20 protein-coding genes are annotated in these 23,814 nt (G+C 66.6%); 8 read left to right on the top strand and 12 right to left on the bottom strand.

All coding sequences use genetic code 11. From position 1 onward, the window contains the following. Nucleotides 1-8: 8 nt before the first annotated feature. The gene (locus ABZX86_RS13385) at nt 9-2,270 is read left to right on the top strand and encodes a molybdopterin guanine dinucleotide-containing S/N-oxide reductase (RefSeq protein ID WP_355123196.1); all 2,262 of its coding nucleotides are present in this window, start codon (nt 9-11) and stop codon (nt 2,268-2,270) included. Here ABZX86_RS13385 and ABZX86_RS13380 read toward each other — a convergent pair. After that, nucleotides 2,245-3,210 carry an AraC family transcriptional regulator gene (locus ABZX86_RS13380; protein WP_355123194.1) on the bottom strand — a complete coding sequence of 322 codons (966 nt, stop codon included), beginning with the start codon at nt 3,208-3,210 and terminating at the stop codon, nt 2,245-2,247. The genes ABZX86_RS13385 and ABZX86_RS13380 overlap by 26 nt on opposite strands. Nucleotides 3,211-3,324: 114 nt before the next feature. Between ABZX86_RS13380 and ABZX86_RS13375 the strand changes: the two genes are divergently transcribed. Then, nucleotides 3,325-4,002, top strand: a complete 678-nt coding sequence (locus ABZX86_RS13375; protein WP_355123192.1) for an NAD(P)H oxidoreductase — start codon at nt 3,325-3,327, stop codon at nt 4,000-4,002. Nucleotides 4,003-4,177: 175 nt separating this feature from the next. Here the strand turns inward: ABZX86_RS13375 and ABZX86_RS13370 are convergent, their stop codons facing one another. Then, nucleotides 4,178-5,014 carry a phosphoribosylaminoimidazolesuccinocarboxamide synthase gene (locus tag ABZX86_RS13370; RefSeq protein WP_355123190.1) on the bottom strand — a complete coding sequence of 279 codons (837 nt, stop codon included), beginning with the start codon at nt 5,012-5,014 and terminating at the stop codon, nt 4,178-4,180. Nucleotides 5,015-5,284: 270 nt separating this feature from the next. Between ABZX86_RS13370 and pepN the strand changes: the two genes are divergently transcribed. The 3 genes from pepN to ABZX86_RS13355 all read left to right on the top strand — a co-directional run bounded on the left by pepN (nt 5,285) and on the right by ABZX86_RS13355 (nt 9,530). Further along, nucleotides 5,285-7,876, top strand: a complete 2,592-nt coding sequence (gene pepN / locus ABZX86_RS13365) for an aminopeptidase N (protein ID WP_355123188.1) — start codon at nt 5,285-5,287, stop codon at nt 7,874-7,876. 461 nt (nt 7,877-8,337) lie between these two features. Beyond that, on the top strand, nt 8,338-8,943 hold the full coding sequence (locus ABZX86_RS13360) for an ATP-dependent Clp protease proteolytic subunit (RefSeq protein WP_355123186.1): 606 nt from the start codon (nt 8,338-8,340) through the stop codon (nt 8,941-8,943). Next, nucleotides 8,940-9,530, top strand: a complete 591-nt coding sequence (locus ABZX86_RS13355; RefSeq protein WP_355123184.1) for an ATP-dependent Clp protease proteolytic subunit — start codon at nt 8,940-8,942, stop codon at nt 9,528-9,530. The genes ABZX86_RS13360 and ABZX86_RS13355 overlap by 4 nt, the downstream gene beginning before the upstream one ends. 44 nt (nt 9,531-9,574) lie before the next feature. Here the strand turns inward: ABZX86_RS13355 and ABZX86_RS13350 are convergent, their stop codons facing one another. From ABZX86_RS13350 to ABZX86_RS13330, 5 genes are all read right to left on the bottom strand, one after another. Continuing rightward, complete coding sequence (locus ABZX86_RS13350) at nt 9,575-10,021, bottom strand: helix-turn-helix transcriptional regulator (RefSeq protein WP_355123182.1); 447 nt, start codon at nt 10,019-10,021, stop codon at nt 9,575-9,577. An 89-nt stretch (nt 10,022-10,110) separates the two neighbouring features. Next, nucleotides 10,111-10,578: a DUF5130 domain-containing protein gene (locus ABZX86_RS13345; RefSeq protein WP_355123180.1), complete on the bottom strand. Its 468-nt coding sequence runs from the start codon at nt 10,576-10,578 to the stop codon at nt 10,111-10,113. After that, nucleotides 10,565-10,843 (bottom strand): hypothetical protein, encoded by a 279-nt coding sequence (locus ABZX86_RS13340; RefSeq protein WP_327144399.1) that lies wholly within the window; start codon nt 10,841-10,843, stop codon nt 10,565-10,567. Before ABZX86_RS13340 ends, ABZX86_RS13345 begins: the two co-directional genes overlap by 14 nt. Nucleotides 10,844-10,917: 74 nt before the next feature. Continuing rightward, nucleotides 10,918-12,528, bottom strand: a complete 1,611-nt coding sequence (locus tag ABZX86_RS13335; RefSeq protein WP_355123823.1) for a glycoside hydrolase family 13 protein — start codon at nt 12,526-12,528, stop codon at nt 10,918-10,920. 166 nt (nt 12,529-12,694) lie between these two features. After that, nucleotides 12,695-13,108 carry a globin gene (locus ABZX86_RS13330; protein ID WP_327144398.1) on the bottom strand — a complete coding sequence of 138 codons (414 nt, stop codon included), beginning with the start codon at nt 13,106-13,108 and terminating at the stop codon, nt 12,695-12,697. Between the two features lie 359 nt (nt 13,109-13,467). Here ABZX86_RS13330 and ABZX86_RS13325 point away from each other — a divergent pair, with 359 nt between their 5' ends. Continuing rightward, entirely contained in the window at nt 13,468-13,989 is a 522-nt protein-coding gene (locus ABZX86_RS13325) for an HNH endonuclease (protein WP_355123821.1), read from the top strand. 15 nt (nt 13,990-14,004) lie between these two features. Here the strand turns inward: ABZX86_RS13325 and ABZX86_RS13320 are convergent, their stop codons facing one another. Then, nucleotides 14,005-14,577 carry an XRE family transcriptional regulator gene (locus ABZX86_RS13320; RefSeq protein WP_355123177.1) on the bottom strand — a complete coding sequence of 191 codons (573 nt, stop codon included), beginning with the start codon at nt 14,575-14,577 and terminating at the stop codon, nt 14,005-14,007. 75 nt (nt 14,578-14,652) lie between these two features. Here ABZX86_RS13320 and ABZX86_RS13315 point away from each other — a divergent pair, with 75 nt between their 5' ends. Together ABZX86_RS13315 and ABZX86_RS13310 are read left to right on the top strand one after the other, a co-directional pair. Beyond that, nucleotides 14,653-15,360 carry an AzlC family ABC transporter permease gene (locus tag ABZX86_RS13315; protein WP_355123175.1) on the top strand — a complete coding sequence of 236 codons (708 nt, stop codon included), beginning with the start codon at nt 14,653-14,655 and terminating at the stop codon, nt 15,358-15,360. Continuing rightward, nucleotides 15,361-15,678, top strand: coding sequence for an AzlD domain-containing protein (locus tag ABZX86_RS13310; RefSeq protein WP_355123173.1), 318 nt, complete (start codon nt 15,361-15,363; stop codon nt 15,676-15,678). Between the two features lie 41 nt (nt 15,679-15,719). On the opposite strand, the gene ABZX86_RS13305 is transcribed toward ABZX86_RS13310, so the two are convergent. The 4 genes from ABZX86_RS13305 to ABZX86_RS13290 all read right to left on the bottom strand — a co-directional run bounded on the left by ABZX86_RS13305 (nt 15,720) and on the right by ABZX86_RS13290 (nt 23,471). After that, nucleotides 15,720-17,246 carry an LCP family protein gene (locus ABZX86_RS13305; RefSeq protein WP_355123171.1) on the bottom strand — a complete coding sequence of 509 codons (1,527 nt, stop codon included), beginning with the start codon at nt 17,244-17,246 and terminating at the stop codon, nt 15,720-15,722. Between the two features lie 138 nt (nt 17,247-17,384). Beyond that, complete coding sequence (locus ABZX86_RS13300) at nt 17,385-18,062, bottom strand: hypothetical protein (RefSeq protein ID WP_355123169.1); 678 nt, start codon at nt 18,060-18,062, stop codon at nt 17,385-17,387. A 16-nt stretch (nt 18,063-18,078) separates the two neighbouring features. Next, on the bottom strand, nt 18,079-18,504 hold the full coding sequence (locus tag ABZX86_RS13295; protein WP_355123819.1) for a thioesterase family protein: 426 nt from the start codon (nt 18,502-18,504) through the stop codon (nt 18,079-18,081). A gap of 65 nt (nt 18,505-18,569) precedes the next feature. Then, nucleotides 18,570-23,471 (bottom strand): NAD-glutamate dehydrogenase, encoded by a 4,902-nt coding sequence (locus ABZX86_RS13290; protein ID WP_355123167.1) that lies wholly within the window; start codon nt 23,469-23,471, stop codon nt 18,570-18,572. Nucleotides 23,472-23,814: the final 343 nt, after the last annotated feature.

Here is a 23,814-nt window from a genome sequence, read left to right as displayed (position 1 = left end):
GTGGAAGTGTGGCGACGCATCTGACGCACTGGGGAACATTCGAATCCGTCAGTGACGGAGAGAGACTCACGGCGGTGCGGCCGTGGCGTGGCGATCCGGAGCCGATGCCGCTGATCGAGAATATCGCTTCAGCGCAGCATCATCGGACCCGGATTGCGCAACCGCATGTGCGTAAGGGCTGGCTGGACAATGGTCCAGGTGCACCGGGGCGCGGTGACGATCCGTTTGTGCCGGTGTCGTGGGAGACGGCGCTCGAGTTGCTGTCGGGTGAGCTGCGGCGGGTGTATGACGAGCACGGCGCGGAAGCGGTGTACGGCGGCTCGTACGGCTGGGCCAGTGCCGGCCGGTTCCATCATGCGCAGAGTCAGGTGCACCGGTTTCTCAATTGCCTGGGCGGTTACGTCCGGCATGTCAACAGCTACAGCATGGGCACCTCGAACGTGCTGATGCCGCATATCCTCGGCGAATTGCACTGGATGATCGGTCATTCCACCACCAAGACGGTGATCGCCGAGCACACCGAACTGGTGGTGGCCTTCGGCGGGCTGTCCCCGAAGAACAGTGCCGTGACACCCGGTGGAGTATCGCGGCATCACAGCCGCGGATGGGTCGCGGCGGCTCACGCCCGCGGGTGCCGCTTCATCTCGGTCGGACCGCTGCGCGATGACATCACCGCCGAGGCGGATGCGGAATGGCTGGCGCCGCGGCCCGGCACCGATGCGGCGCTGATGCTGGCGCTGGCTCAGGTTCTCGACGCGGAAGGGTTGGCGGACAAGCCCTTTCTGGACAGGTACACGGTGGGATTCGAGCGCTTCGCGGAATACCTGCGGGGCCGGACCGACGGTGTGGTCAAGAATCCGCAGTGGGCCGAACAGATCACCGGCATACCGGCCGAGCGCATCCGTGCGCTCGCACTCGAAATGGCCGGCGCGCGCACCCTGGTCACCGTGAGCTGGTCGCTGCAGCGGGCCCACCACGGCGAACAGCCGGTATGGGCAGGCCTGGCGCTGGCGGCCATGCTCGGCCAGATCGGCTTGCCGGGAGGCGGTTTCGGTCACGGCTACGGCTCCGCGGGCATGGTGGGCGAGCCGGCCCGCGACCTGTCGATTCCGCGTTTTCCACAGGGCCGCAACCCGATCGAGACGTTCATCCCGGTCGCGCGCATCGCCGATATGCTGCTGAACCCCGGTGCGCCGTACGAATACAACGGCCTGCACCTGCGGTATCCCGATATCCGCCTGGTGTATTGGGCGGGCGGCAATCCGTTCCATCACCACCAGGATCTGGCCCGGCTGCGCACCGCGTTCGCCCGGCCCGACACGATTGTTGTGCACGACGCGTTCTGGACGGCCACCACCCGCCATGCCGATATCGTGCTCCCGGCGACCATGACGATCGAACGCGACGATTTCGGCGCGGGCGAGAACGATCCGCTGTTCGTGCCGATGCCCGCCCTGACCCGTCCGCACGGCCAGGCCCGCGACGACTACGCGATCTTCGCCGAACTCTCCGAAAAGCTGGGTTTCGCAAAGGAATTCACCGAGGGGCGCACCGCCCAGGAGTGGCTGCGCCACCTCTACGACGAGTGGCGACCCGAGGGGCTGCCGGACTTCGACACCTTCTGGGCGGGCGAGGGACTCGAACTTCCGGTGGCGGCCGAGCAGGTGCTGTTCGCCGACTTCCGCGCCGATCCCGAACAGCATCCGCTCACCACCCCGACCGGTCGCATTGAGATCTTCTCCGAAACCATCGACAGTTTCGGCTATTCCGACTGTCCCGGCCATCCGGTCTGGCTGGAACCTGCGGAGTGGCTGGGCGGTCCTGCGGCGCAGAGATTCCCGCTGCAATTGATCGCCAACCAGCCGCGCTCGAAACTGCACAGCCAGCTCGATGTCGGCGCACACAGTCAGTCCACGAAAATCGCTGGGCGCGAACCGGTCCGGCTGCATCCGCAGGACGCGGCCGCGCGCGGGCTGCGCGCTGGTGACATCGTGCGGATCGCCAATGATCACGGTTCCTGTCTGGCCGGTCTTATCGTCGACGATGCGGTACGCCCGGGTGTGGCCCAGTTGTCCACCGGCGCCTGGTACGACCCGGACCCGGACGATGCGAGTTTCTGCCGCCACGGCAATCCGAATGTGCTGACGGCGGACCGCCCTTCGTCGACCTTGAGCCAGGGTTGCACCGGGCAGCTGACTCTCGTCGAGATCCAGGCCCATCGCGGCGAAGTCCCGGAACTGGCTGTCAGCCGCCCGCCCGCGACGGCATGAGACGCGGGGCCGGCGCGACGGTCGAGGTGCGAAAGACGCTGGGGCTCATGCCCCTATGGCGTTTGAAAGCCGCACTGAATCCGAAGGCGTCGGCATAGCCGAGTGACTTGGCGATCTGGACTACGGTGAGATCCGTTGTGCAGAGCAGCTCTTCGGCCTCGTCCATGCGAAATTCGGTGAGGTAGGCCAGGGGTGGGCGGCCCATGACGGCGGCGAAGCGCTTAGCGAACAACGCCCGCGAGACACCGGATGTGGCGGCGAGGGAGGCCACCGTCCAGGGCACCCCGGGGCGGGCATGCATGGCCTGCAGTGCGGGCGCGACCAGTTCATCGTTCACACCGCGATACCAACTCGGCGCCTCCGCACCCGCCTTCTCGAACCAGCTCCGCAGGGTGCACACCAGGCCCCAGTCCAGCAGGCGATCCATCATGGCCTGCGATCCGGCGCTCTGCCCGACGGCGGCCGCGGCGGCCGCCTCCATCCAGGGGCAGAGATCGGTGTCATCGGCGACCACCAGCACCGGCGGGAGGGCACGCACCAAACGTTCGTGGCGGCGGGCCGGGGCGTGATACGCGCCGACAACCAGGACGGTCGCGTTCTCGGAGTCGTCGCCCCAGGCGATGCCGCTCAAATCACCTGTCTCACCGGCTTCCTCGGCGAAGCAGGCGATCTCGTACTCGGTATGCGGGCGGCCGAGCGAGTCCGGGTGGTCGGCGAAGTGGAAGGGTTCGAGATCGCGCACGATCGCGGTATCACCGGCGATCAGTTCGGTGCAGGCGCCATCGGCCAGCACGAGCGTGCCGCCGCCGCGCAGCACGGTCACCATGGTCAGCGGGGCGCGGTCGGGGAAACGGATGCTCCACGGGGCGGCGAGCACCGCATGCGTGACCACCGAACCTTCGGCGCGAATACCGCCCAGCAGCTGACTCAAGGGATCCACGCTTCGAGCGTAGACGAATTCCTATCCACAGGAGCTTCTCACCCATGGATCGTCTACGGAATCCACGATGTACTGGGCAGACAAGGCAGCACCGCAGACCCAGGAGGATTTCCCTTGTCGCACAACGCAGCCCAGCGCACCGCTCTCGTCGTCCTGTCCCACCATCGGCAGGATTCGCTGACCGCGCACATCGCCCGCCGGACGGTGCACCAGCTGGAATCGGCCGGCTACCGGGTCGATCTGCTCGATCTACACGCCGAAGGCTTCGACCCGCGCATGAACACCGCCGACCAGCCCGACTGGAACGACCGCGACAAGTCCTACTCCCCCGAGGTCGAAGACCATATGGGGCGCATTCTCGCCGCCGACCTGATCATCGCGGTCTTCCCCGTGTACTGGTCCTACGCACCCGCCCTGCTCAAGGGCTGGATCGACCGCGTCTGGAACTACGGATTCGCCTACGGCCGCAGCAAAGCCAAGCTCGCGGGCAAGCGCATGCTGTGGATCGGCCTGGCCGGCGCCACCGCCGACGACGAGATCCTGCCCGTCATGCACACCATGCTCGAAACCCAGCTCAGCGCCGGAATCGCCTACTACTGCGGCCTTTCCGACTCCCGCATAGCGCTACTCCCCGACGCCGAGGAACGCCCCCAGCGCCTGGACGCCCACGGCACCCTCCACATCGGCGACCCCGTCACCGGCGCGGCCCGTGACACCCACTTCGCCGAATTCGAAAGCAGGGCAGCCGAATACGTCGCAGATTTCCTCACACCCGCCGGCATACCTGCCTGATCCCGCGCACTCTTCCCTCCCCCGCGAGAAAATCGCCCACATTCCATGCGCGGGATGCGAACCTGTGCGCCACGAACCGCAGAGTGCGAACGCACCTGCCAAGCGCGGGCGAAGCTCGTGCGCGATGGGCGAAATCGCCCGCTACTCCACGCGCGGGATGCGAACCCGTACGCGACTACAGGGAGATGCCGGTCCAGGGGTTGCCGGTGATGAGTTCGTAAGCCTGCATGTACTTCTGGCGGGTGACGTCGATGACGTCGGCGGGGACATCGGGGCCGGGGTATTCCTTGTTCCAGCCGGTGGAGACCGACCAGTCGCGGACGTACTGCTTGTCGAAGGAGGCCTGGGGGCGGCCGGGCTCGTAGTCGTCGGCGGGCCAGAAGCGCGAGGAATCGGAGGTGAGGACCTCATCGCCGAGCGTGAGAACGTCATCGTCCCAGCCGAATTCGACCTTGGTGTCGGCAATGATGACACCGCGCCCGGCGGCGTGCTCGGCGCCCCGGGAGTACACCGCGAGGGTCAGATCACGCAGCTGCTCGGCGACCTCGCGGCCCTCCTGGTTCACCACATCGGCGAAGGAGATGGGCTCGTCGTGGCCCTCATCGGCCTTGGTGGTGGGGGTGAAGAGCGGTTCGGGCAGCTTGTCGCCGTCCCGCAGGCCGGGCGGCAGCGCGATGCCGGACACCGTGCCGCTGCGCTTGTACTCGGCCAGGCCACCGCCGGTCAGATAACCGCGGGCGATGCACTCGACCTTCAGCATCTTCAGCGGCTTCACGCGCACCCCGCGACCCGCGAACTCGGCAGGCACATCGGTGGTGGAGAGAATGTGATTGGGGACATCACCGAAGAAGTCGAACCACCAGTTCGACAGCTGGGTGAGCATCGCCCCCTTCTCCGGAATCGGAGTGGGCAGCACCACGTCGAAGACCGACACCCGGTCCGAGGCGACCAGGATCAGCGAATCGCCGTCCTCGTACAGGTCGCGCACCTTACCGGCGTGGATGTGCTTCAACTGTCCTCCTCATACTGGGATTGCTGCCGCCGCACAGCCTACCGACGGGGGTTCGCCGCCTCGCACCCCGGCAGACCCCTGCCCGGTGTGGCCGCCATCCGATCGCCCGGCGTGGCATTCTGGGCAAGGTCGCGCCCCGAGCCCGGCGGTGAGCGGAGAATTGGTCGGTCCGCTCGACCTGCCGGTACGGGCGCACGGCGGCGGGCAGCGTGGCCCGCGGCACCGCGGTTCGCCGCAACGCACAGTTCTCTTCAGAGCGAAGGAGCCCCCTTGTCCGCACCGAATCTCACCCGCGAGCAGGCGATCGAACGCGCAGCAACGGTCCAGGTGGAGAACTACCGCGTCGAATTGGATTTGACCGGACAACCCACCAGCGCCGAGGCCGCGACGAGTGATCGCTTCTTCTCACGTTCCACGGTGACGTTCACGGCGACACCGGGCGGACAGACCTTCATCGACTTCGTGGGCGCGGGCCTGCGCTCGGCCGTCCTGAACGGCGCCCCCGTCGACGTCAGCGCTTACGACGAGTCGAAGGGCCTGACGCTCACCGGCCTGGCCGCGCGCAATGAGGTGGTCATCGAGGCCGACGCCGAGTACTCGCACACCGGCGAAGGCCTGCACCGGTTCGTCGATCCCACCGACAACAAGGTGTACCTGTACTCGCAGTTCGAAACCGCCGACGCCAAGCGCATGTTCGCCTGCTTCGACCAGCCGGACCTCAAGGCGACCTACGACATGATCGTCAGCGCGCCGGCCGACTGGGAGGTCATCTCCAATGGCGCGGGCATCGCGACCCGCACCGTCGGCGCCGTGGTCGAGCACACCTTCGCCACCACGCCGCGAATGAGCACCTATCTGGTGGCGCTCATCGCCGGGCCGTACGCCAAATGGACCGACAGCTTCAGCGACGAGCACGGCGAGATCCCGCTGGGGCTGTACTGCCGCGCGTCGCTGGCCGAATACATGGACCACGAACGGCTTTTCACCGAGACCAAGCAGGGTTTCGGCTTCTATCACACCAATTTCGGTGTGCCGTATGCCTTCGGTAAGTACGACCAGCTGTTCGTCCCCGAATTCAACGCGGGCGCAATGGAAAACGCGGGCGCGGTCACCTTCCTCGAGGATTATGTCTTCCGCTCCAAGGTGACTCGCGCCTCGTACGAGCGCCGCTGCGAGACGGTGCTGCACGAAATGGCGCACATGTGGTTCGGCGATCTGGTCACCATGAAGTGGTGGGACGACCTGTGGTTGAACGAATCGTTCGCCACCTTCGCCTCGGTACTCTGCCAGGTCGGCGCGACCGAATACACCAATGCCTGGACCACTTTCGCCAATGTCGAGAAGTCCTGGGCGTACCGCCAGGACCAGCTGCCCTCCACCCACCCGATCGCCGCCGATATCCCGGACCTGCACGCGGTCGAGGTGAACTTCGACGGAATCACCTATGCCAAGGGCGCTTCGGTGCTCAAGCAGCTGGTCGCCTATGTCGGTCAGGAGCCGTTCCTGGCGGGTCTGCGCGACTACTTCACCCAGCACGCCTACGGCAACGCCACTTTCGACGATCTGGTCGGCGCGCTGGAGAAGGCCTCCGGTCGCGATCTGTCCGACTGGGGTGCGCAGTGGCTCAAGACCACCGGCCTGAACATCCTGCGCCCGGAGTTCGAGGTGGACGCCGAGGGCAAGTACAGCTCCTTCACCGTCCTTCAGGACGGCGCGGCGCCGGGCGCGGGTGAGCGCCGCACGCATCGCCTGGCCATCGGCGTCTACGACGATCAGGACGGAAAGCTGGTGCGCACCAAGCGCATCGAGCTCGACGTGAATCCCGTCGAGCGCACCGAGGTACCGGAGCTGGTCGGCATCGCGCAGGGCAAGCTCGTCCTGGTCAATGACGACGACCTCACCTACTGCTCGGTGCGCCTGGATGCCGGATCCCTCGATACCGTGCTCGACCGCATCGCCGATATCGCCGAACCGCTCCCCCGCACCCTGGCCTGGTCGGCCGCATGGGAAATGACCCGGCAGGCCGAGATGCGGGCCCGCGATTTCGTGGCGCTGGTGCAGCGCGGCGTGGGCGCGGAGACCGAAATCGGTGTGGTGCAGCGCCTTCTCATGCAGGCGCACACCGCACTGTCCTCCTACGCCGACCCGAACTGGGCCACCGACACCGGCTGGCCCGAATTCGCCGACCGCCTGCTGCAGCTGGCCCGGGCCGCCGCACCCGGCTCCGATGAGCAGCTGGCATTCGCCAACGCGCTCACCGGCGCGCACCTGTCGGTCCGCCACATCGAGGCGCTGCGCCAGGTCCTCGAGGGTGATGCCGATGCCGCCGGGCTCCCCGGCCTGGAGGTTGACACCGACCTGCGCTGGCGACTCATCCAATCCCTCGCCGCGAACGGCGATATCGATGCCAATGGCATCGAAACCCCGGTCATCGACGCCGAATTGGAGCGCGACCCGACCGCTGCCGGCCGCCGCCAGGCCGCTGCCGCCGCCACCGCGCGCCCGCAGATCCCGGTCAAGGCCAAGGCCTGGGCAACGGTCATGGAAGACGACTCCGTCCCCAATATCACCGCCCGCGCCATCGTCGCCGGCTTCGCGCCGGTGGGCCAATCCCACCTGCTCACGCCGTACGTCGAACGCTACTTCGCCGAAATCGCCTCGGTCTGGGAGCGGCGCTCCAGTGAGGTCGCACAAACCGTAGTCGTCGGCCTGTACCCGCACTGGGCCATCACCGAAGAGGCAGTAGCCGTAGCCGACAAGTTCCTCGCCGACGACCACCCGCCGGCCCTGCGCCGCCTCGTGGTCGAAGGCAAGGCCGGCATCGAACGCTCGCTGCGCGCCCGCGCCTTCGACAAGCAGTAACCCCACCCCGCAGCCCCTCCGCCCATAAAGGCAGTGGCTGCGCCCTCCCACCGAACCAAACAGCCTGTGCCCCATCCGAACAGCCCCCACAAGGGTTGCGGCGACAGGACACGGGCTGTTGCTTTCCGGCCGCCGCTCCGCACCCGGACGCAGCGCGCCGAGGAGATAGACGCAGCGTCCGCATGGACCACACAAGCCCGTGTCCCATCCGAACAGACCTCACAGGGGTTGTGCGGACAGGACACGGGCTGTTGCGTTCCGACCGACCCCTGAACGCGGACGCAGCGCAGTTCGGGGGCGGACGCAGCATTCGCATCCGCGGCACAGCTCGTGTCCTATCGGCGCAGCGTTGAGAGGCGTTGTGCGGGACAGACATGGGCTCTGTGGGCGTGCTGCTGTGAGCAGATCCGCTGTGGGCAGCACCGGCGGAAACCGGGGTGGGCGTGGGGCACGGTGGGGACATGGCACAAGACGACAAGGCGCCGATGTTCAACTGGCGCACTAGGGAACAGCTGTTCAGCCGGCGGATTCTGGTGCTGGACGGGCCACTCGATGATGACAATGGGGCACTGCTCATGACGCAGATGCTGCAATTGGCGGCGGAGGATTCCGAGGCGGGGATCTCGCTGTGGATTCATTCGCCGGGCGGATCGGTGCCCGCCATGCTGGCCATTCGGGACGTCATGCGGCTGGTGCCCTGCGAGGTGTCGACGCTCGCGCTCGGATTGGCTTGCAGCGCAGGGCAATTCCTGCTGTCTTCCGGGACGGCGGGGCGACGGTTCGCGCTGCCGCACGCCCGGATTCTCATGCATCAGGGGTCGGCCGGGATCGGCGGCAGTGCGGTCGAGGTGGAGGTGCAGGCCGATGATCTGCGCTACACCGTGCAGACCGTGCTCGGGCTGATCGCCGAGGACACGGGACAGCCCTTCGACCAGGTCTACGAGGATTCGCTGCACGACAGGTGGTTCACCGCACCGCAGGCGCAGGAGTACGGGTTCATCGACGGGATCGTCGAATCCTTCTGGCAGATCGTTCCGCAACGGCACAGGGTGGGGATCTCGCAATGACCAGCTACACGATTCCGAATGTCATCGCCCAGCATCCGCGCGGCGAACGCATCATGGACGTCTACTCGCATCTGCTGGCCGAGCGCATCGTGTACCTCGGCACCCCCATCGATTCCGGGGTGGCCAATGCCCTCATCGCGCAGCTGCTGCATCTGGACGCCGACAGCCCGGGCCAGGAGATCAACCTCTACATCAATTGCGAGGGCGGCGAACTCACCTCCATGCTCGCCGTGTACGACACCATGCAGCACATCTCGTCCCCGGTCGCGACCACCTGCGTCGGCCAGGCCATCGCGGTCGGCGCGGTGTTGCTGGCAGGCGGCGCGAAGGGCCGCCGCACCATGCTCCCGCACGCCCGAGTCGTCCTGCACCAGCCCGCGATCAGCGGCCGCGGCACCATCCCCGACCTGATCCTGCAAGCCGACGAGGTGGTCCGCCTCCGCGCCGAAGTCGAAGCGATCCTCTCCAACCACACCGGCAAACCCCTCGAGGACCTCCGCCGCGACACCGACCGCGACCGCGTCCTCACCGCCCAGTCCGCCCTCGCCTACGGCCTCATAGACCGAATCCTCGACCCCCGAGACTGATTCAGCGCCGAGCAGCGCCTCTCGTCAGAACAACGACGAGAGGCTCAGGCGGCCAGCAGGACTGGGCCGGTGATGCGCTGGGAGGCGGGTACTGCCATGCGCTGGGGGGAGGAACTGGTGAGGGCGAGGCTCTGGCGGTGCAGGGCTGCGGCTACCTGGGCGGTGAGGTCGGCGAGGGTGGTGCCGAGGGCGCCGGCCAGGGCGGCGATCATCTCGCTGGAGGGTTCCTTGCGGCCGCGCTCGACCTCGGAGAGGTACTGGGGTGAGATGCCCGCGCGGGCAGCGGTTTCGGTGAGCTTCTCGCCCTGGTCCTGCCGCAGGGTGCGCAATCGCGCGCCCAGCACCTCACGCCACAGCGGCTCACGAGCGGCCGGGGGCGCGGTGCGGGAGCCGGGGCGGGCCAGCGGTTCGCGAACCGGGTGCGGCCGTGGCGCATCGGTGCGATCGACACGTCCACCGGGAATCGAATGAAGGCGCGGCTGCTCGGACATGGTCCGAGCGTAAGGCGGCAGGCCCGCGCGCGGCGCACCGTTCTGCTCAGAGCGGAAAACGGCGCACCGTCGCGGCGCCTGTGGGGCGTTTAGACCCGGCCGATGGCGGCGGCCATGACGCGCACCGCGGACACCAGTCCGTCGATGAGCTCGCCCTGGCGGAAGGAGCTCAGCGCGGCGGTCGCACCGAGCTGGCAGACCCGATCGTTCGCACGCTCGGCGACGTCGGCGCCGGAACGCACCTCGATGGCCTTGGCATTCGGATCGACGGCGATGAGCACCGAACGGGTGGACTCGGGCGTCGCCGGGAAGACGGCGTCCGCGCCCGCGCCGGAATCCGCGCCCAGATCGCCGATGTAGATGTTGAACCGCACCTTGGTGGCACGGGTGGCGTCGGTCAGCGCATTGTCCATGAGCAGCCGCTCATGGTCGCTGAACGGCACCTCGCTGAACACATCGCCGGCCTCGTGCACACCGGAGACGCGACCACTGGTGGTGACGGCATAACCGTGGGGTAGGTCGGCCTCGTTCACCGCAGGCCAATTAGAACTTGCCACTTGCCCGGCCTCCGATCAGGTCCGCCGCGGCGGATTCGATAGCAGCATGATTGCCATGCGCCGACTCAGCATCGTGGTGCCCGGCACCGGTCACCTCGTCGGTAGCGCTCCACAGCACCGGAGGCTGGGTCCACTTCGCGCCGAGTTCGTAGTGGTCCGGCTTCTTGCCGGGCAGCGGGCTGCCGAGGAACGACAATCCGGCGATCACCAGATAGATCGCCACCGGGATGCCGACATAGATCAGCACTGTCTGGAGAATGCTCACGGCTCAACGTTAATGGATGCCCGGATCGTCCATGCCGACTGGTAACCGTGCGCGCGCACGTGTCGTCGGAATCCTTACTGAATCAGCCATGCCGCGGAGTTCGCCGGAAGTTTTCCAGCGGTAATCGGAGTGCTCGTCAGCAGCACCTCACCCGCGGGCAGAGTTATCGGCGCATCCGTCGCGTTGAGCACGCACAACAACCCGCCGTCCCGCCGGAAAGCCAGGCAGCCGGGCGGACTTCCGTACCACTCCAGCCCTGGTCCGCCGAATTCCGGCCGCACCGACCGCAATTCGATAGCCATCCGATACAGCGAAAGCATGGAGTCCAATCTCTCCAGCTGTTTCTCCACCGTCGCCGTCGCCCACCACGCCGGCATGGGCAACCACGGACGCCCCGTGGTGAAGCCGAACGGTGGCTGCTCGCCCTCCCACGGCAGCGGCACCCGGCAGCCGTCCCGGCCCCGCTCGGTATGCCCGGAGCGCTCCCAGGTCGGATCCTGCAGCGCCGCCTCGGGCAGGTCGTCGATATTCGGCAGACCCAATTCCGCACCGTTGTAGATGAATACGGCGCCCGGCAGCGCCAACTCCAGCATGATCATGGCCCGCGCCCGCGCCTGCCCGATATCGCCGCCCCCGTAGCGGGTGACCTCGCGCTCGATATCGTGATTGGACAGTGTCCAGGTCGGACTGGCGCCGACCGCCGCGACCGCGCGCAGCGAATTGTCCACGGCGTCACGGATTCTGTCGGGATGGAAAGGCGTCTCGGCCAATCGGAAATTGAACGCCAGATGTAGCTCGTCGGGGCGGACATAGTCGCCGAATCTGGTGTTGTCGTCGACCCACACCTCGCCGATGGATACCGCGATCGGAAACTCGTCCATGACAGTGCGCAGACGTCTGTGGATTTCGTGCACGGCCGGGTTGTTGAAGCGCGGATCATTGTCGTCGTGCACCACCAGATGGGTATCGTCGACAGGGCGCTGCGGTACTTCCATATCCGGTAGACCAGCGGGTTTGGCCATACCGTGCGCGACATCGATACGGAATCCGTCGATACCGCGGCGCAGCCAGAAACGCATGGTCTGCTCGAAATCGGCGGGCACATCCGGGTTTTCCCAGTTCAAATCCGGCTGTTCCGGGGCGAAGATATGCAGATACCACTGCCCGGGTCTGCCGTCGGCCTCGGTGATGCGGGTCCAGGCCGGGCCGCCGAAGATACTGGGCCAATTGTTCGGCGGCGCACTGCCATCCGCGCCCCGGCCGTCGCGGAAGTAATACCGGTCGCGCTCCGGACTGCCCGGCCCGGCGGCCAGCGCGGCCACGAACCACGCATGCTGATCGCTGGTGTGATTGGGCACCAGATCCATCGTGACCCGCATATGCCGGTGGTGCGCCTCGTCGATCAGCTCGTCCATGGCCCGCAGGCCGCCGAAGAGCGGATCGATATCGCGCGGGTCGGCCACGTCGTAGCCGCCGTCCGCCATGGGCGAGCGCATGACCGGGCAAATCCACAGCGCGTCAACCCCCAGCAGTTCCAGATATCCGAGCTTTTCCCGCAAACCGGGCAGGTCACCGATGCCGTCACCGTCGGAGTCGGCGAAGGATCGGGGGTAGACCTGATAGAACACAGCGGATCGCCACCACGGCGCCGGGAGGGGCGCGGGGCCTGGCACGGCAGGTTGCACAGCGCCGGGCAGGGCGGCGGAGTTGTCGGTCACAGCCGTAATGGTGCCAAAGCATGACGCTGTCGGTATGCCCGACGGCGACACTTGTCCAGATTCAGCAAATGATCAGCGGGCGATTGGTCGGACCGGAAAGGCTCTGGGGGCCTACAGCTTCTGCGAAACGAATTCAGATGGGCGAGTTCATGAGCGAATTGGCGGCCATCTCCAGATAGTCGAGCAGCTGCCTGCGGTGCTGGTCATCGAGGACGGCGGGCTCGATTTCGGCCACCGCGATGTGCATGGCGCGCAGCCAGGCGTCCCGCTCGATCGGGCCGATGGTGAACGGATGGTGCCGCATGCGCAGCCGCGGATGGCCGCGCTCCTCGCCGTAGGTGCGCGGGCCGCCCCAGTACTGCTCGAGGAACATGCGCAGCCGCCGCTCGGCCGGACCCAGGTCCGCTTCGGGGTAGAGCGGCCGCAGCACCTCGTCCGCCGCCACCTCGCGATAAAACGCAGCAACCAGCCGCTGGAAGGTCTCAGCCCCGCCCACGGCCTCGTAAAAAGATGTTGTCGTTTGCTCGCCCGAAGTCACGGCGTCCATTCTGCCCTCGCCCCGCCGGAGCGGCCGCACGGGCCGGTTTCGGGACCGTTCCATACCGTCACGTCCCGTTCATCCGTTTGTGCCCGACAATGTGCGAAATCACCGTGCAATGTGCGCGATTCCATGGTCAACTGGGTGGCAGTCTGCCGAGATACCACACCATCGGACGAACACGAACGCGGGGTAGGCCCATGAAGCAGCGGCACAGCGCCCGGCACGAGGCGCGCACTCATCGACAACTCCAGCCCGCCGACGTCCACAATCGTGGGTCGGGGGCTACTCCGCTGCACATCTTGTCCGACTATCACTCGGGCGCCCATGCTGACCACACGCATCAGCCGCCCGAAGCCCCGCCCGGCATGAGCTGGTCGAAGAGCCGCGTTCTGCTCTTGAACGCCACGTACGAACCCCTCACCGCACTCTCCGCGCGCCGTGCGGTCGTGCTCCTGATCTGTGACAAAGCCCAGACCGTGCACGACAATCCCGAAGGCCCGGTTGTGCACTCCGCCGGCACCTCGGTCGCGCTGCCCTCGGTGATTCGACTACGCAATTACGTGCACGTCCCCTATCGCGCCCGCGTGCCCATGACCCGCGCCGCGCTCATGCATCGCGATCGATATCGCTGCGCCTACTGCGGCGGCAAAGCCGAGACCATCGACCATGTGATTCCGCGCAGTCGTGGTGGCCCGCACACCTGGGAAAATTGCGTCGCCTCCTGTGCGCCGTGCAATCACCGCAAGGCGGACAAGATGCTCAGCGAACTGGGCTGGACCCTGCACCATCAGCTGGTGTCGCCCAAGGGCCCGCACTGGCGATTGCTCACTGCCAGTTCGGAATTGGATCCCACCTGGCTGCAGTATCTCGGCGAGGGCGCGGCCTAGCCCCGAGCGTTCAGATCAGCTGTATTCGCTGACGAGCAGTGCCCAGGTGCCGGGAACCAGCGCCTCGAAAACGTGGGGCATATCACCGGGATAGCAGATGTAGTCGCCGGGCTGCAGTTCCACGGGAGCATCGGCGGGACCGGCCTTGGCCAGGCCCGCACCCAGCACAATGTGCTCGACTACGCCGCGACTGTGCGGATCCGAGTCCCGGGGATGGCCGGGTTCGGCGGTAATGCGGTAGATATCGCGCCGAGCCGTGGGCGGGGATGCGGCCAGCAGCGTGGTCCGGTACTCCGATTGCGAGGAGGCGAGCTGCGCGCCTTCACCCGCCCGGATCACCTGCACCGCCGGGCGCGGCGGATCGAGCAGTCGCGAGAACGGAATGTCGAGCGCGGTGCACAGCGCCCACAGGGTTTCGATGCTCGGATTGCCCGCGCCCGACTCCAGTTGCGACAGTGTGGATTTCGCGATTCCGGCGCGGCGCGCGACCTCGGTGAGCGAGAGCCCGGAGCGGGCGCGTTCACGGCGCAGGGCGGCGGCTATCGCCTCCTGCGGGGATGCGGACGGGGAGCTGTCGGACACGGTCATATCGGATTCACACAGTACCCGGCGGGACCGCCACCCCTTTGACTAACCGGGCGACATGCGTTCAATATAGACAACATGCGTTCGATATGGCGAACACTGGATCGGGGTGCTCTCACCGGTATTGCGGCGATCTGCCTGGCAGTCGCCATGATCGGCGTCTCCTACGGCGCCACCACCGTCACCTCCGGATTTCCGACCTGGCTACCCATTCTGCTCAGTGTGGCCGTGGTCGCGGGCGGCTCGGAGTTCGTCTTCATCGGCATTCTGACCGCGGGCGGCAGTCTGGTCGCCGCGGTGCTGGCCGGGCTGCTGGTCAATGCACGGCACCTCCCCTACGGGCTTTCCGTACCCGATGTGGTCGGCACCGGGTGGCGGCGGCTGCTCGGCACGCATGTCATGAACGATGAATCCGTGGCCATGGCGCTGGCCCAGCCCGACCGTCCGCGCCGCCGGGCCGCGTATTGGCTGTGCGGGCTCGCCGTGCTGACGGCGTGGCCGGTGGGAGCCGCGGTGGGTGCGGCGCTCGGCTCGGTCGTGCCGAATCCCAGCGCCTTCGGGCTGGATGCGGTCTTCCCCGCGGTGCTGGTCACGCTTGTGCTCCCGGCCCTGCGCGAACCCCTCACCCGCACAGCCGCTCTCGCCGGTGCTGCCGTCGCGGCGGTGACCACACCCTTCCTGGGAGCCGGGTTGCCGGTACTGCTGGCGCTGACCGCGGTGCTGCTGGTCGTCCGGCGCGCCGGCGCCGCCGAAAGCGTCCCCGCGAATGCCGTAGAGGCCGCGTAGATGACGAGCACACTCCTCGCCGGTGTCTGCGCACTTGCCGTGGGCACCTTCGCATTCCGATTCGCGGGGCCCGCACTGCGCAAACGCGTGCAGATTTCGCCGCGGACGATCAAGCTGCTGGAGATCGCCTCCATCGTGCTGCTGACCGCACTGGCCGTCACCACGCTCATGCCCTCCGGCACCGGCAAGATCGGATTCGCGCTCCCCGCAGGGGTTCTCGTCGCCGCGGTGCTGGCCTGGCGGCGCGCGCCACTATTGCTGGTAATTCTCGCCGCCGCCGTGGTCACCGCCGGATTGCGCATGCTCGGCGTGCACTGAGCGAAGTGCTCGGTCCCGCAACAGCTCCGCGAAAACGGGCGCTACTTGACGCAGGGAATGCCGTCCGCGTCCATATTGGACAGATCGGTGGGAGCGGGCGCCTTGCTGCCGGTCGCGGTGGCCGACACCGGAGGCGGCGGCGGTGCGGTGGTCGTGGTGGCGGTCGTGCTGTCATCGGTCGACTTGGCCAGATCGGCGATCGGCCCCGAGCTGGTCAGATCGGTTCCGATGGTCAGCTGCACCGTCCCCGAGTCCACCGAGGCCGACTTGGTCGCGGTGATGCCGAGCTTGTCGGCGAGTCCCGACGCCGCGGCATCGGCGCCACGACCGTAGGTGATGGTGCTGTTGCTGAGATTCGCGCCGGTCTCCACCGTGCCGCGGGTGAATCCCAAGGCGGTGAAGGAATCCGCGACGCGAGCGGCCAGGCCTGTTGTGCCGGTGCTGTTCACCACGTTCAGCGTGACCCCGGCGGCCGCGGCGATATTGGTGGGCGTGGCCGATGTTGTCGTGGTGCTCGTGGTTGTGCCCGAACCGGACCCGCTGAGCAGATTGTGCGCGATGGCGCGAATCTCGCTGACATCGACGATATTGATGTCCTCACCCGCGTCGTCGGTACCGAAGTCCTTGACCGGCAGCGTGAACAGCGATATTCCGCCCGAGGTCAGCGCGGACGCGTGCTGAGCGAACGACGCCAGATCCAGCTTGTCGTCGATCGCGATGTTCTGCTTGGCCACATTCAGCAGATCGCGTAGTCGGCTCGGATTGGACATGGCCCCGGAGCTCTGCAGGCTGTGCATGAGCGACACGATGAACGCCTGCTGCCGCCGGGTGCGATCGAGATCGGTGAAATTGAGATCCGGGTCCGGATCACGGCGCTGCCGCACGAAGGCCATGGCCTGCGAGGCGTCGATATCCTGCTTGCCCTTTTTGAAGTCGGCCCCGGAGAAATTATCGGAGGTGTTCTCGTTCAGGCAGACCGTGATCGGCTGCACCACCTGCGCGAGCTGGAAGAACGCCACCAGCGTCACCTCGACGAAATGGTCGACCGTCACACCGCCGAGAAAGGCTCGCACGGTATCGATCTCGGCCTTGCGGCCCACCTCGCGAGCCTGCTGCTCGAGGTCCAGGTCTTTGACGCCGGCGGCCTCCAGCTTGGTCTTGGCCAGGTCGTAGGCCAGGCCGTACGCCTGCTTGATCTTGCCCTTGCAAGGCGCCTGGGCGCATGCGGCGGTGGCCAGCTGCACATAGTCGTCGCGGGGAATGGAGATGCCGGTCGCCTTCGAGCCGTCACCCGGAATGTGGATCAGGATCAGCACATTCGAGTTGTAGCCGCCGACGCTGTCATCGCCGGCGTGCAGCGCGTCGTACATGTCCTGCGGCAGTGGCTTTCCCTGCTCGTCGAGGCGACTGTCCAGCCCCATGATGAGGATGTTCTGGTCCTTGCCGTCCGACTTCGGCGCATCACCCAGGGCGCCCGAGGTGGTCACGCCCGCGACGACATCGTGGTACCCGCGCCACGCCGCTCCGGTTCCGATCACCACGACCAGTGCCAGCAGTGCCACAAACACGCGGCCTGCCAATCGAAGCCGGCGCTCGGAGGTACTGCGCGGCGCGCTCGCACGGCGAGATCGGGTGGGTTGACGGCGCGGCGCGGGTTTGCGAGCGTGTCGACGGTGATCCGGCATCGGCTACTTTCCAGGTGTTCTTCAGCGCGCTAGCAGCGGCAGGGCCGGCCCGCGGCGGCGGGCAACCGAACCGTAGCGGGCATCGAGGCGCAGCCAGGTGCGGGCAGTGCGGACGCGGACGATCTCGTCGGCGGAGATGCGACGGGATTCGGTCTTCTCACCGCCGTGCGGAATGAAATCCATTGCGGCGAGCGCGAAGACGACCCGCATGGGCACCTCGACGGTTTCGCCGGCGCCGGAGACGGTCAGCACCGTCTGCTCCAGCAGGGCGGCGGGCGGACCGTGGCTGCTGCCGTGGTCCTGCGCCAATTGCGCGCCGCGCTCGGCCAATTCGACGAGCATGCGGGCGGGGACATCGTCCACGTGGACAAAGCCGGACTCCGGTGGCAGCGCGGAGCGCCAGGCCGAATCCATGGCGTAGCCCGGGGTGAACGGGTCACCCGCGCCCGGCCCGTGCAGGCCGGACAGCACCGCATCGGCGGCCACCGTCATATCGTCCATGCCGAGATCGGCCACCACGGTGCGCACCGCCAGGGCTTCGAAACCGGTTCCGGCCCACGCGGATACATAACGGTCCCCGCGCCGGCGCAGGCGGACGACCGCGGCCGGATCCAGGCGGATCGTATGGGAGAGGAAGGTGGCGAGGTTCTCCCGTTCCGCCGGATCCGGAATGTGCAGGGTGAGTTCTCCAGACGTCACTGTCGTCGAACTCGGATCAGTCAGCCAGCCACAGCGATAAATAGTCTCGCTCGGCCGGGTCGAGGCGGCGTAGTCGCTGCGTATCGATATCGAAGGCGGCGAGCTGGGTGGAGGCGATCACCGCCGCCGGGGAGTCGGGATCGGCGCCGCCGGCGCGCACCTCGTAACCGACGGTGAAGTCCACCGCACGCAGTCGCTCGATCCACATGGAGACATCCAGCGGTGAATCCTCGTGCCGCAGCTGGCCTTTGTACTGCACCCGCAGATCGGCGAGCACGCAGCCGGACCGCAACCGCACGGTGGGCCGGTCATCGGTGAACAGCCACGGAATACGGGCTTCCTCCAGCAGGGTCACCATGCGGGCATGATTGATGTGCTGGAAGGCATCCATATCCGACCAGCGCACCTCGACCTTGGTGTGGAAGCGCTTCGAGCCGGGCAGAGCAGGGTCGTCCCCCGCGCTGAGCGCAGGCGCCTTTCCATGGCCGTTCAGCGAACCGACACTCGTCAACGCGGTACCTCCGATTGGGCGCCCACCCCGCTCACCATGCTGCGCACCTGCCGCGCCGCAACCGACAGCGTGGCCAGGTCGTGGGTTCCGGATTCGAACAGTTCCGACAGGGCCGCGCGAGCACGACCCAGACGGGACTGGTTTTTCGACTCCCAGTATGCAATTTTTTCCTCGGCCGTCTCCTCCGGGTCACCGGCGGAGAGCACATCGAGGGTCAGCGAGCGCAGTGAGCCGTACATATCGTCGCGCAGCGCGAGGCGGGCCAGCGCATGCCAGCGGTCACCCCGTTCCAGGTGGCTGACCGCCTGCAACAGCCAATCGATCTTCAGGTGATCGTTGAGCGCGTAGTACAGCGCACCCACCTCGTCACCCTCGCGATCGGTGATATCGGCGATATCGATCACATCGAGCAGCGGGAAGAGATTCAGCAGCCCGAACACCTCGGTCGCCAACTCCGACGGCGCGCCCTGGCCGATGAGCGCCTGCGACTGCTCGTTGAGCGTGTCGATGTGGTGCCCGCGCAGCCAGCCCGGCACCTTGGGCGCGAGCCCGCGCACCTCCTGGGCGTAGCGGTGGATCTCGGCGCCGACCGCGATGGGCTGCGGGCGGTTGTTGAGCAGCCAGCGCGAGGCACGGTCCAGCGTGCGCTTGGTCTCCAGTTCGAGGGTGTCCTTCATGCCGGTGGACACCTCGGCGTCGCGAATACGCTCCCAGATGGAATGCAGATCGAAGATCTGGGTGGCGGCGGTGAAGGCGCGCACCGAATCCGACGCGGTGGCCCCGATCTCCTCACTGAGGCGATGCGCGTAGGTGATGCCGCCCAGATCGACCACCTCGTTCACCAGCATGGTGGTGGTGATCTCACGGCGCAGGCGGTGCTTCTTGATGGCGGCGCCGAAGCGGTCGCGCAGCGGTGTCGGGAAGTAGTGCGTGAGCCGCGAGGAGAAGTAGGGGCTGTCGGGCAGATCGCCGGCCAGCAGATCCGTCTTGAGCGAAAGCTTCACGTGTGCCATCAGATTCGACAGCTCCGGGGAGGTGAGACCGGTGCCCTGCTCCAGACGATGCTTGATCTCGATCTCGCTGGGCAGCGCCTCGAGCTCGCGATCCAGGCCCCGGCGCACCTCGAGCTCCTCGATGACGCGCTTGTGCACATTCAGCATGCGCGGCGCCTCGGCCCGCGACATGCCCATGAGGTAGTTCTGGGAGACATTGTCCTGCAGTACCAGTGCGGCGACCTCATCGGTCATGGACGCGAGCAGCGGATTGCGCTCGGCCTCGGGCAGCTCGCCACTGGAGACCACACCGTCGAGCAGGACCTTGATATTGACCTCATGGTCGGAGCAGTCCACACCGGCCGAATTGTCCAGGGCGTCGGTGTTCATCTTGCCGCCATTGCGGCAGAACTCGATTCGGCCCAGCGCGGTCGCGCCGAGATTGCCGCCCTCGCCGATCACCTTGACGCGCAATTCGTTTCCGCTCACGCGGATCGCGTCATTGGACTTGTCGCCGACATCGGCATTGGTCTCGCTCGCGGCCTTGATGTAGGTGCCGATGCCGCCGTTCCAGAGCAGCTGCACCGGAGCCTTCAGAATGGCGCGCATCAACTCCGGCGGGGACAGCGCCGTCACCTCGGCTGCCAGCCCGAGCACCTCGCGGACCTGCTCGCTGACCGGAATCGATTTCACGGTCCGGTCGTAGACGCCGCCGCCCGCACTGATGAGCGAGCGATCATAATCCGCCCACGAGGAGCGCGGCAGCGCGAACATGCGCTCGCGCTCGACGAACGAGACCTCCGGATCCGGATTCGGATCCAGGAAGATATTGCGATGGTCGAACGCGGCGACCAGGCGGATGTGCCGCGACAGCAGCATGCCGTTGCCGAAGACGTCACCGCTCATATCGCCGACGCCGACAACGGTGAAGTCCTGGGTCTGGGTATCGATATCCATTTCGGCGAAGTGCCGCTTCACGCTCTCCCACGCGCCGCGGGCGGTAATGCCCATGGCCTTGTGGTCGTACCCCACCGAACCGCCGGAGGCGAAAGCATCGCCGAGCCAGAAACCGTACTGTCCGGCAACATCATTGGCGATATCGGAGAATGTCGCGGTGCCCTTGTCCGCGGCGACCACCAGATAGGTGTCGTCACCGTCGAGACGGCGCACCCGCGCGGGCGGAACCACCCGGCCGGTGGCACGGTCCACATTGTCGGTGACATCGAGCAGACCGGAGATGAAGGTGCGATAGCAGGCAATGCCCTCGGCCTGCAGTGACTGCCGATCCGAGACCGGATCGGTGGTGGCGGCCGGCGCCTGCTTCACCACAAAACCGCCCTTGGCGCCGACCGGGACGATCACCGCGTTCTTCACCGCCTGGGCCTTCACCAGGCCCAGGATCTCGGTGCGGAAGTCTTCCAGGCGATCCGACCAGCGCAGCCCACCGCGCGCGACCGGACCGAAGCGCAGGTGCACACCCTCGACCCGGGGCGAGTAGACGAAGATCTCGAATTGCGGCCGCGGCTTGGGCAATTCGACGATCTCCCGCGGTTCCACCTTGAACGACAGGTACTCCCGCGGCTGCCCCTCGGCATCGGTGACGAAGTAGTTGGTGCGCAGGGTGGCCTTGATGAGCCCGAGAATGGCGCGCAGGATGCGGTCGGCGTCCAGGCTCACCACCTCGTCGATGCGGTGGCGCACCGCACCTTCCAGATCGCGGGCGTGCTCGTCATCGGCGGAATCGGGGTCGAACAGTGCGGCGAACAGATCGACGAACATGCGTGCCGCGTCCGGATAGGCGAGCAGCACGCGGGTGATATTGGCCTGGCTGTACGGGAAACCGGCCTGCTGCAGGTATTTCGCGTAGGCGCGCAGAATCGATACGGTGCGCCAGTTCAATTCGGCCCGCAGCACCAGCTCATTGAGGCTGTCCGCCTCGGCGCGGCCGTACCAGAGCGCCTCGAACGCCGCGGTGAACCGCTCGCGCAGACCGCGCACCTGATCGTCGAGCGCGTCCAGGCGAGCGGAGGACTCCACCAGCTCGGCGTCCATATTCCGGTCCAGCGCACTGCGCATCAGCTCCGGCCGGGCCAGCAGGCCGAAGTCGTAGATCCACTGTTCGGGGCCGTGATCGAAGTCGAGCTGATGCGGCCGCTCATCGATCACCTCGACACCGAGGCTCTGCAGCACCGGCAGCACCTGGCTCAGCGAGATGCCACTGCCGCCGACATAGAGGGTGAACCGCCAGGAGCCGGGCGTGGAATCGGCATGGCGGTACAGGTATTGGTCGATGCTGCCCGGTTGCAGCTGCTGCAGCCGGACGATATCGGCCAGCGCGCGCCCGGATTCGAAGTCTTCCTTGTAGCTTTCGGGCAGCGCATCGGTATAGCGCTGCACCACAGCCGGATCCAGCACGGTCGAGGTGGCGACCTCATCGCGCAGATGGTCTTCCCAGGTGCGGCTGGCCTCGGCGAGCAGATTCTGCAGACGCAGCCGGTTGGATTCGGACGAATCAGCCGCACCGCCCTCATCGGGCAGGCGGACGGTGAAATACACACTGGCGAGATCACTCTCGGAGACCCGCGCCGAATAGTCGATGGAAACGCCGCCCAGTTCGCGGACCAGAATGTCCTGCATCTCCAGCCGCACCCGGGTGGTGTAGCGATCGCGGGGCAGATAGACCATGCAGGAGACGAAGCGGCCGTAGCCGTCCATGCGCATGAAGAGCCGAACCTGGCGGCGCATAGCGACATTCAGCACCGCACCGGCGGTGCGGCGCAGGGTGGCGCTGTCGGAGGAGAACAGTTCGGTGCGCGGGAAGGACTGGATGACCTCGAGCATCTCCTGCCCGGAGAAGGATTCCAGATCGAAGCCGCTGGCCTCGATGACCGACCGCACCCGGCGTTCGATCATCGGGATATCGAGCACATTCTCATGCAGTGCGGTGACGGTGAAGACACCGATGAACAGGTGCTCACCGAGAACCGTTCCGCCTTCGTCGATTTCGGCGACGCCGACGAAGTACGGGTAGACCGCGCGGTGCACGGTGGCCGGCACCAGCCCCTGGGTGAGCATGAGCAGCGGCTGGTCACCGCTGTTGTCGGGCACCCGGAAATCGGTGCCGACATTGGGCCGCAGCACACCCAGGCTGGTGCCGGGCATGATGGTCGACTTGGTCTGCCCGTCCACGGTGGTGCGCTCGTAGCGCGCGTAACCGAGCACGGTGAAGTGGCCGTCGGCCAGCCAGCGCAGCAGATTCGCGCAATCGGTGAGATCAGCTGCGGCGAAAGGAGATTTCTCGCCCTTGACCGCCACGTCGAGTTCATCGGCCACCCGCTGCTGCGCCGCGCGCATGGCCTCGGTGTCCGAAATGACCTGGCGCACATCGGTGAGCACGTCGGGGAGCGCGGTCTCGATCTTCTCGAGCAGCTCGCGACTGGTCGAGGGGTGCAGTTGCAGATGCATCCAGGATTCACGCAGGCCGGTGCCGCCATTGCCGTCTACCTCGTGCGGGACTGCGGCTTCGAGCAGGCCGTCCGCATTGCGCGTGACCTCGAAAACCGGGTGCACCACCTCACTGACGCTGATGCCCATGCGGGTCAGCGATGAGGTGACCGATTCCACCAGCAGCGGCATATCGTCGGTGACCATCTGCACCGCGGCACCGAGATCGGTGTCGTCATCGTGGTGGTAGACCCGCACATTGGCGGTACCGGGTGTGCGCTTGATCGCGAGATCCACATGGCAGCGGAAGATCTGGGTCGAAGTCGCGGGTACCGCGCAGTCCGCATCACCGGCATCGACGTGGCGGAAATACGCCTCCTCGAGCGATACCAGATCGCCTCGCAGCGACGCGGGCAAACTCGCAGCCCAGGCCGCGCTAGACAATTCGGACGACACCGTCATTTCGCCAACTCCTCGGATTAGGTTCCGTACCCAAGCGACGCCGGTCCGAGAGTAGCTGGACGCTGGTTGCGCCGGGCTGAATTCCCCTCAATACCACGCCGCGTCGCACGGTTCGGGCAAACCGGGCGGTACGGCGTAGGCAAGAACTGACCGGAATCACCAGGTGACGTACGACAAACCTTGCACCAAAACAGTTTTCACGCATTTATGCATTCGCGAAACTGCTGAATTCGCTATTCGATTGCCGTTCATCCGGGAGTGCGCAGGTGCTCATCCGGATGAACAGCGAGCCGTCAGCTAACAAATCGAAGCGGGCGGTCCGAAAGCTGTCCTGCGGCAACGT

It is taken from the genome of Nocardia sp. NPDC006630, assembly GCF_040611495.1.
Lineage (GTDB): Bacteria > Actinomycetota > Actinomycetes > Mycobacteriales > Mycobacteriaceae > Nocardia.
The sequence above is the reverse complement of the archived record's forward strand: the minus strand, read 5'-3'. Positions and strand labels throughout refer to the sequence as shown.

Bases quoted from the DNA above. Each gene is read 5' to 3' on its own strand.
- ABZX86_RS13360 (WP_355123186.1), top strand. From the start codon at position 8,338: ATGGCACAAGACGACAAGGCGCCGATGTTCAACTGGCGCACTAGGGAA.
- ABZX86_RS13355 (WP_355123184.1), top strand. From the start codon at position 8,940: ATGACCAGCTACACGATTCCGAATGTCATCGCCCAGCATCCGCGCGGC.
- ABZX86_RS13350 (WP_355123182.1), bottom strand. From the start codon at position 10,021: ATGTCCGAGCAGCCGCGCCTTCATTCGATTCCCGGTGGACGTGTCGAT.
- ABZX86_RS13330 (WP_327144398.1), bottom strand. From the start codon at position 13,108: ATGGACGCCGTGACTTCGGGCGAGCAAACGACAACATCTTTTTACGAG.
- ABZX86_RS13325 (WP_355123821.1), top strand. From the start codon at position 13,468: ATGAGCTGGTCGAAGAGCCGCGTTCTGCTCTTGAACGCCACGTACGAA.
- ABZX86_RS13320 (WP_355123177.1), bottom strand. From the start codon at position 14,577: ATGACCGTGTCCGACAGCTCCCCGTCCGCATCCCCGCAGGAGGCGATA.
- ABZX86_RS13315 (WP_355123175.1), top strand. From the start codon at position 14,653: ATGCGTTCGATATGGCGAACACTGGATCGGGGTGCTCTCACCGGTATT.
- ABZX86_RS13310 (WP_355123173.1), top strand. From the start codon at position 15,361: ATGACGAGCACACTCCTCGCCGGTGTCTGCGCACTTGCCGTGGGCACC.
- ABZX86_RS13290 (WP_355123167.1), bottom strand. From the start codon at position 23,471: ATGACGGTGTCGTCCGAATTGTCTAGCGCGGCCTGGGCTGCGAGTTTG.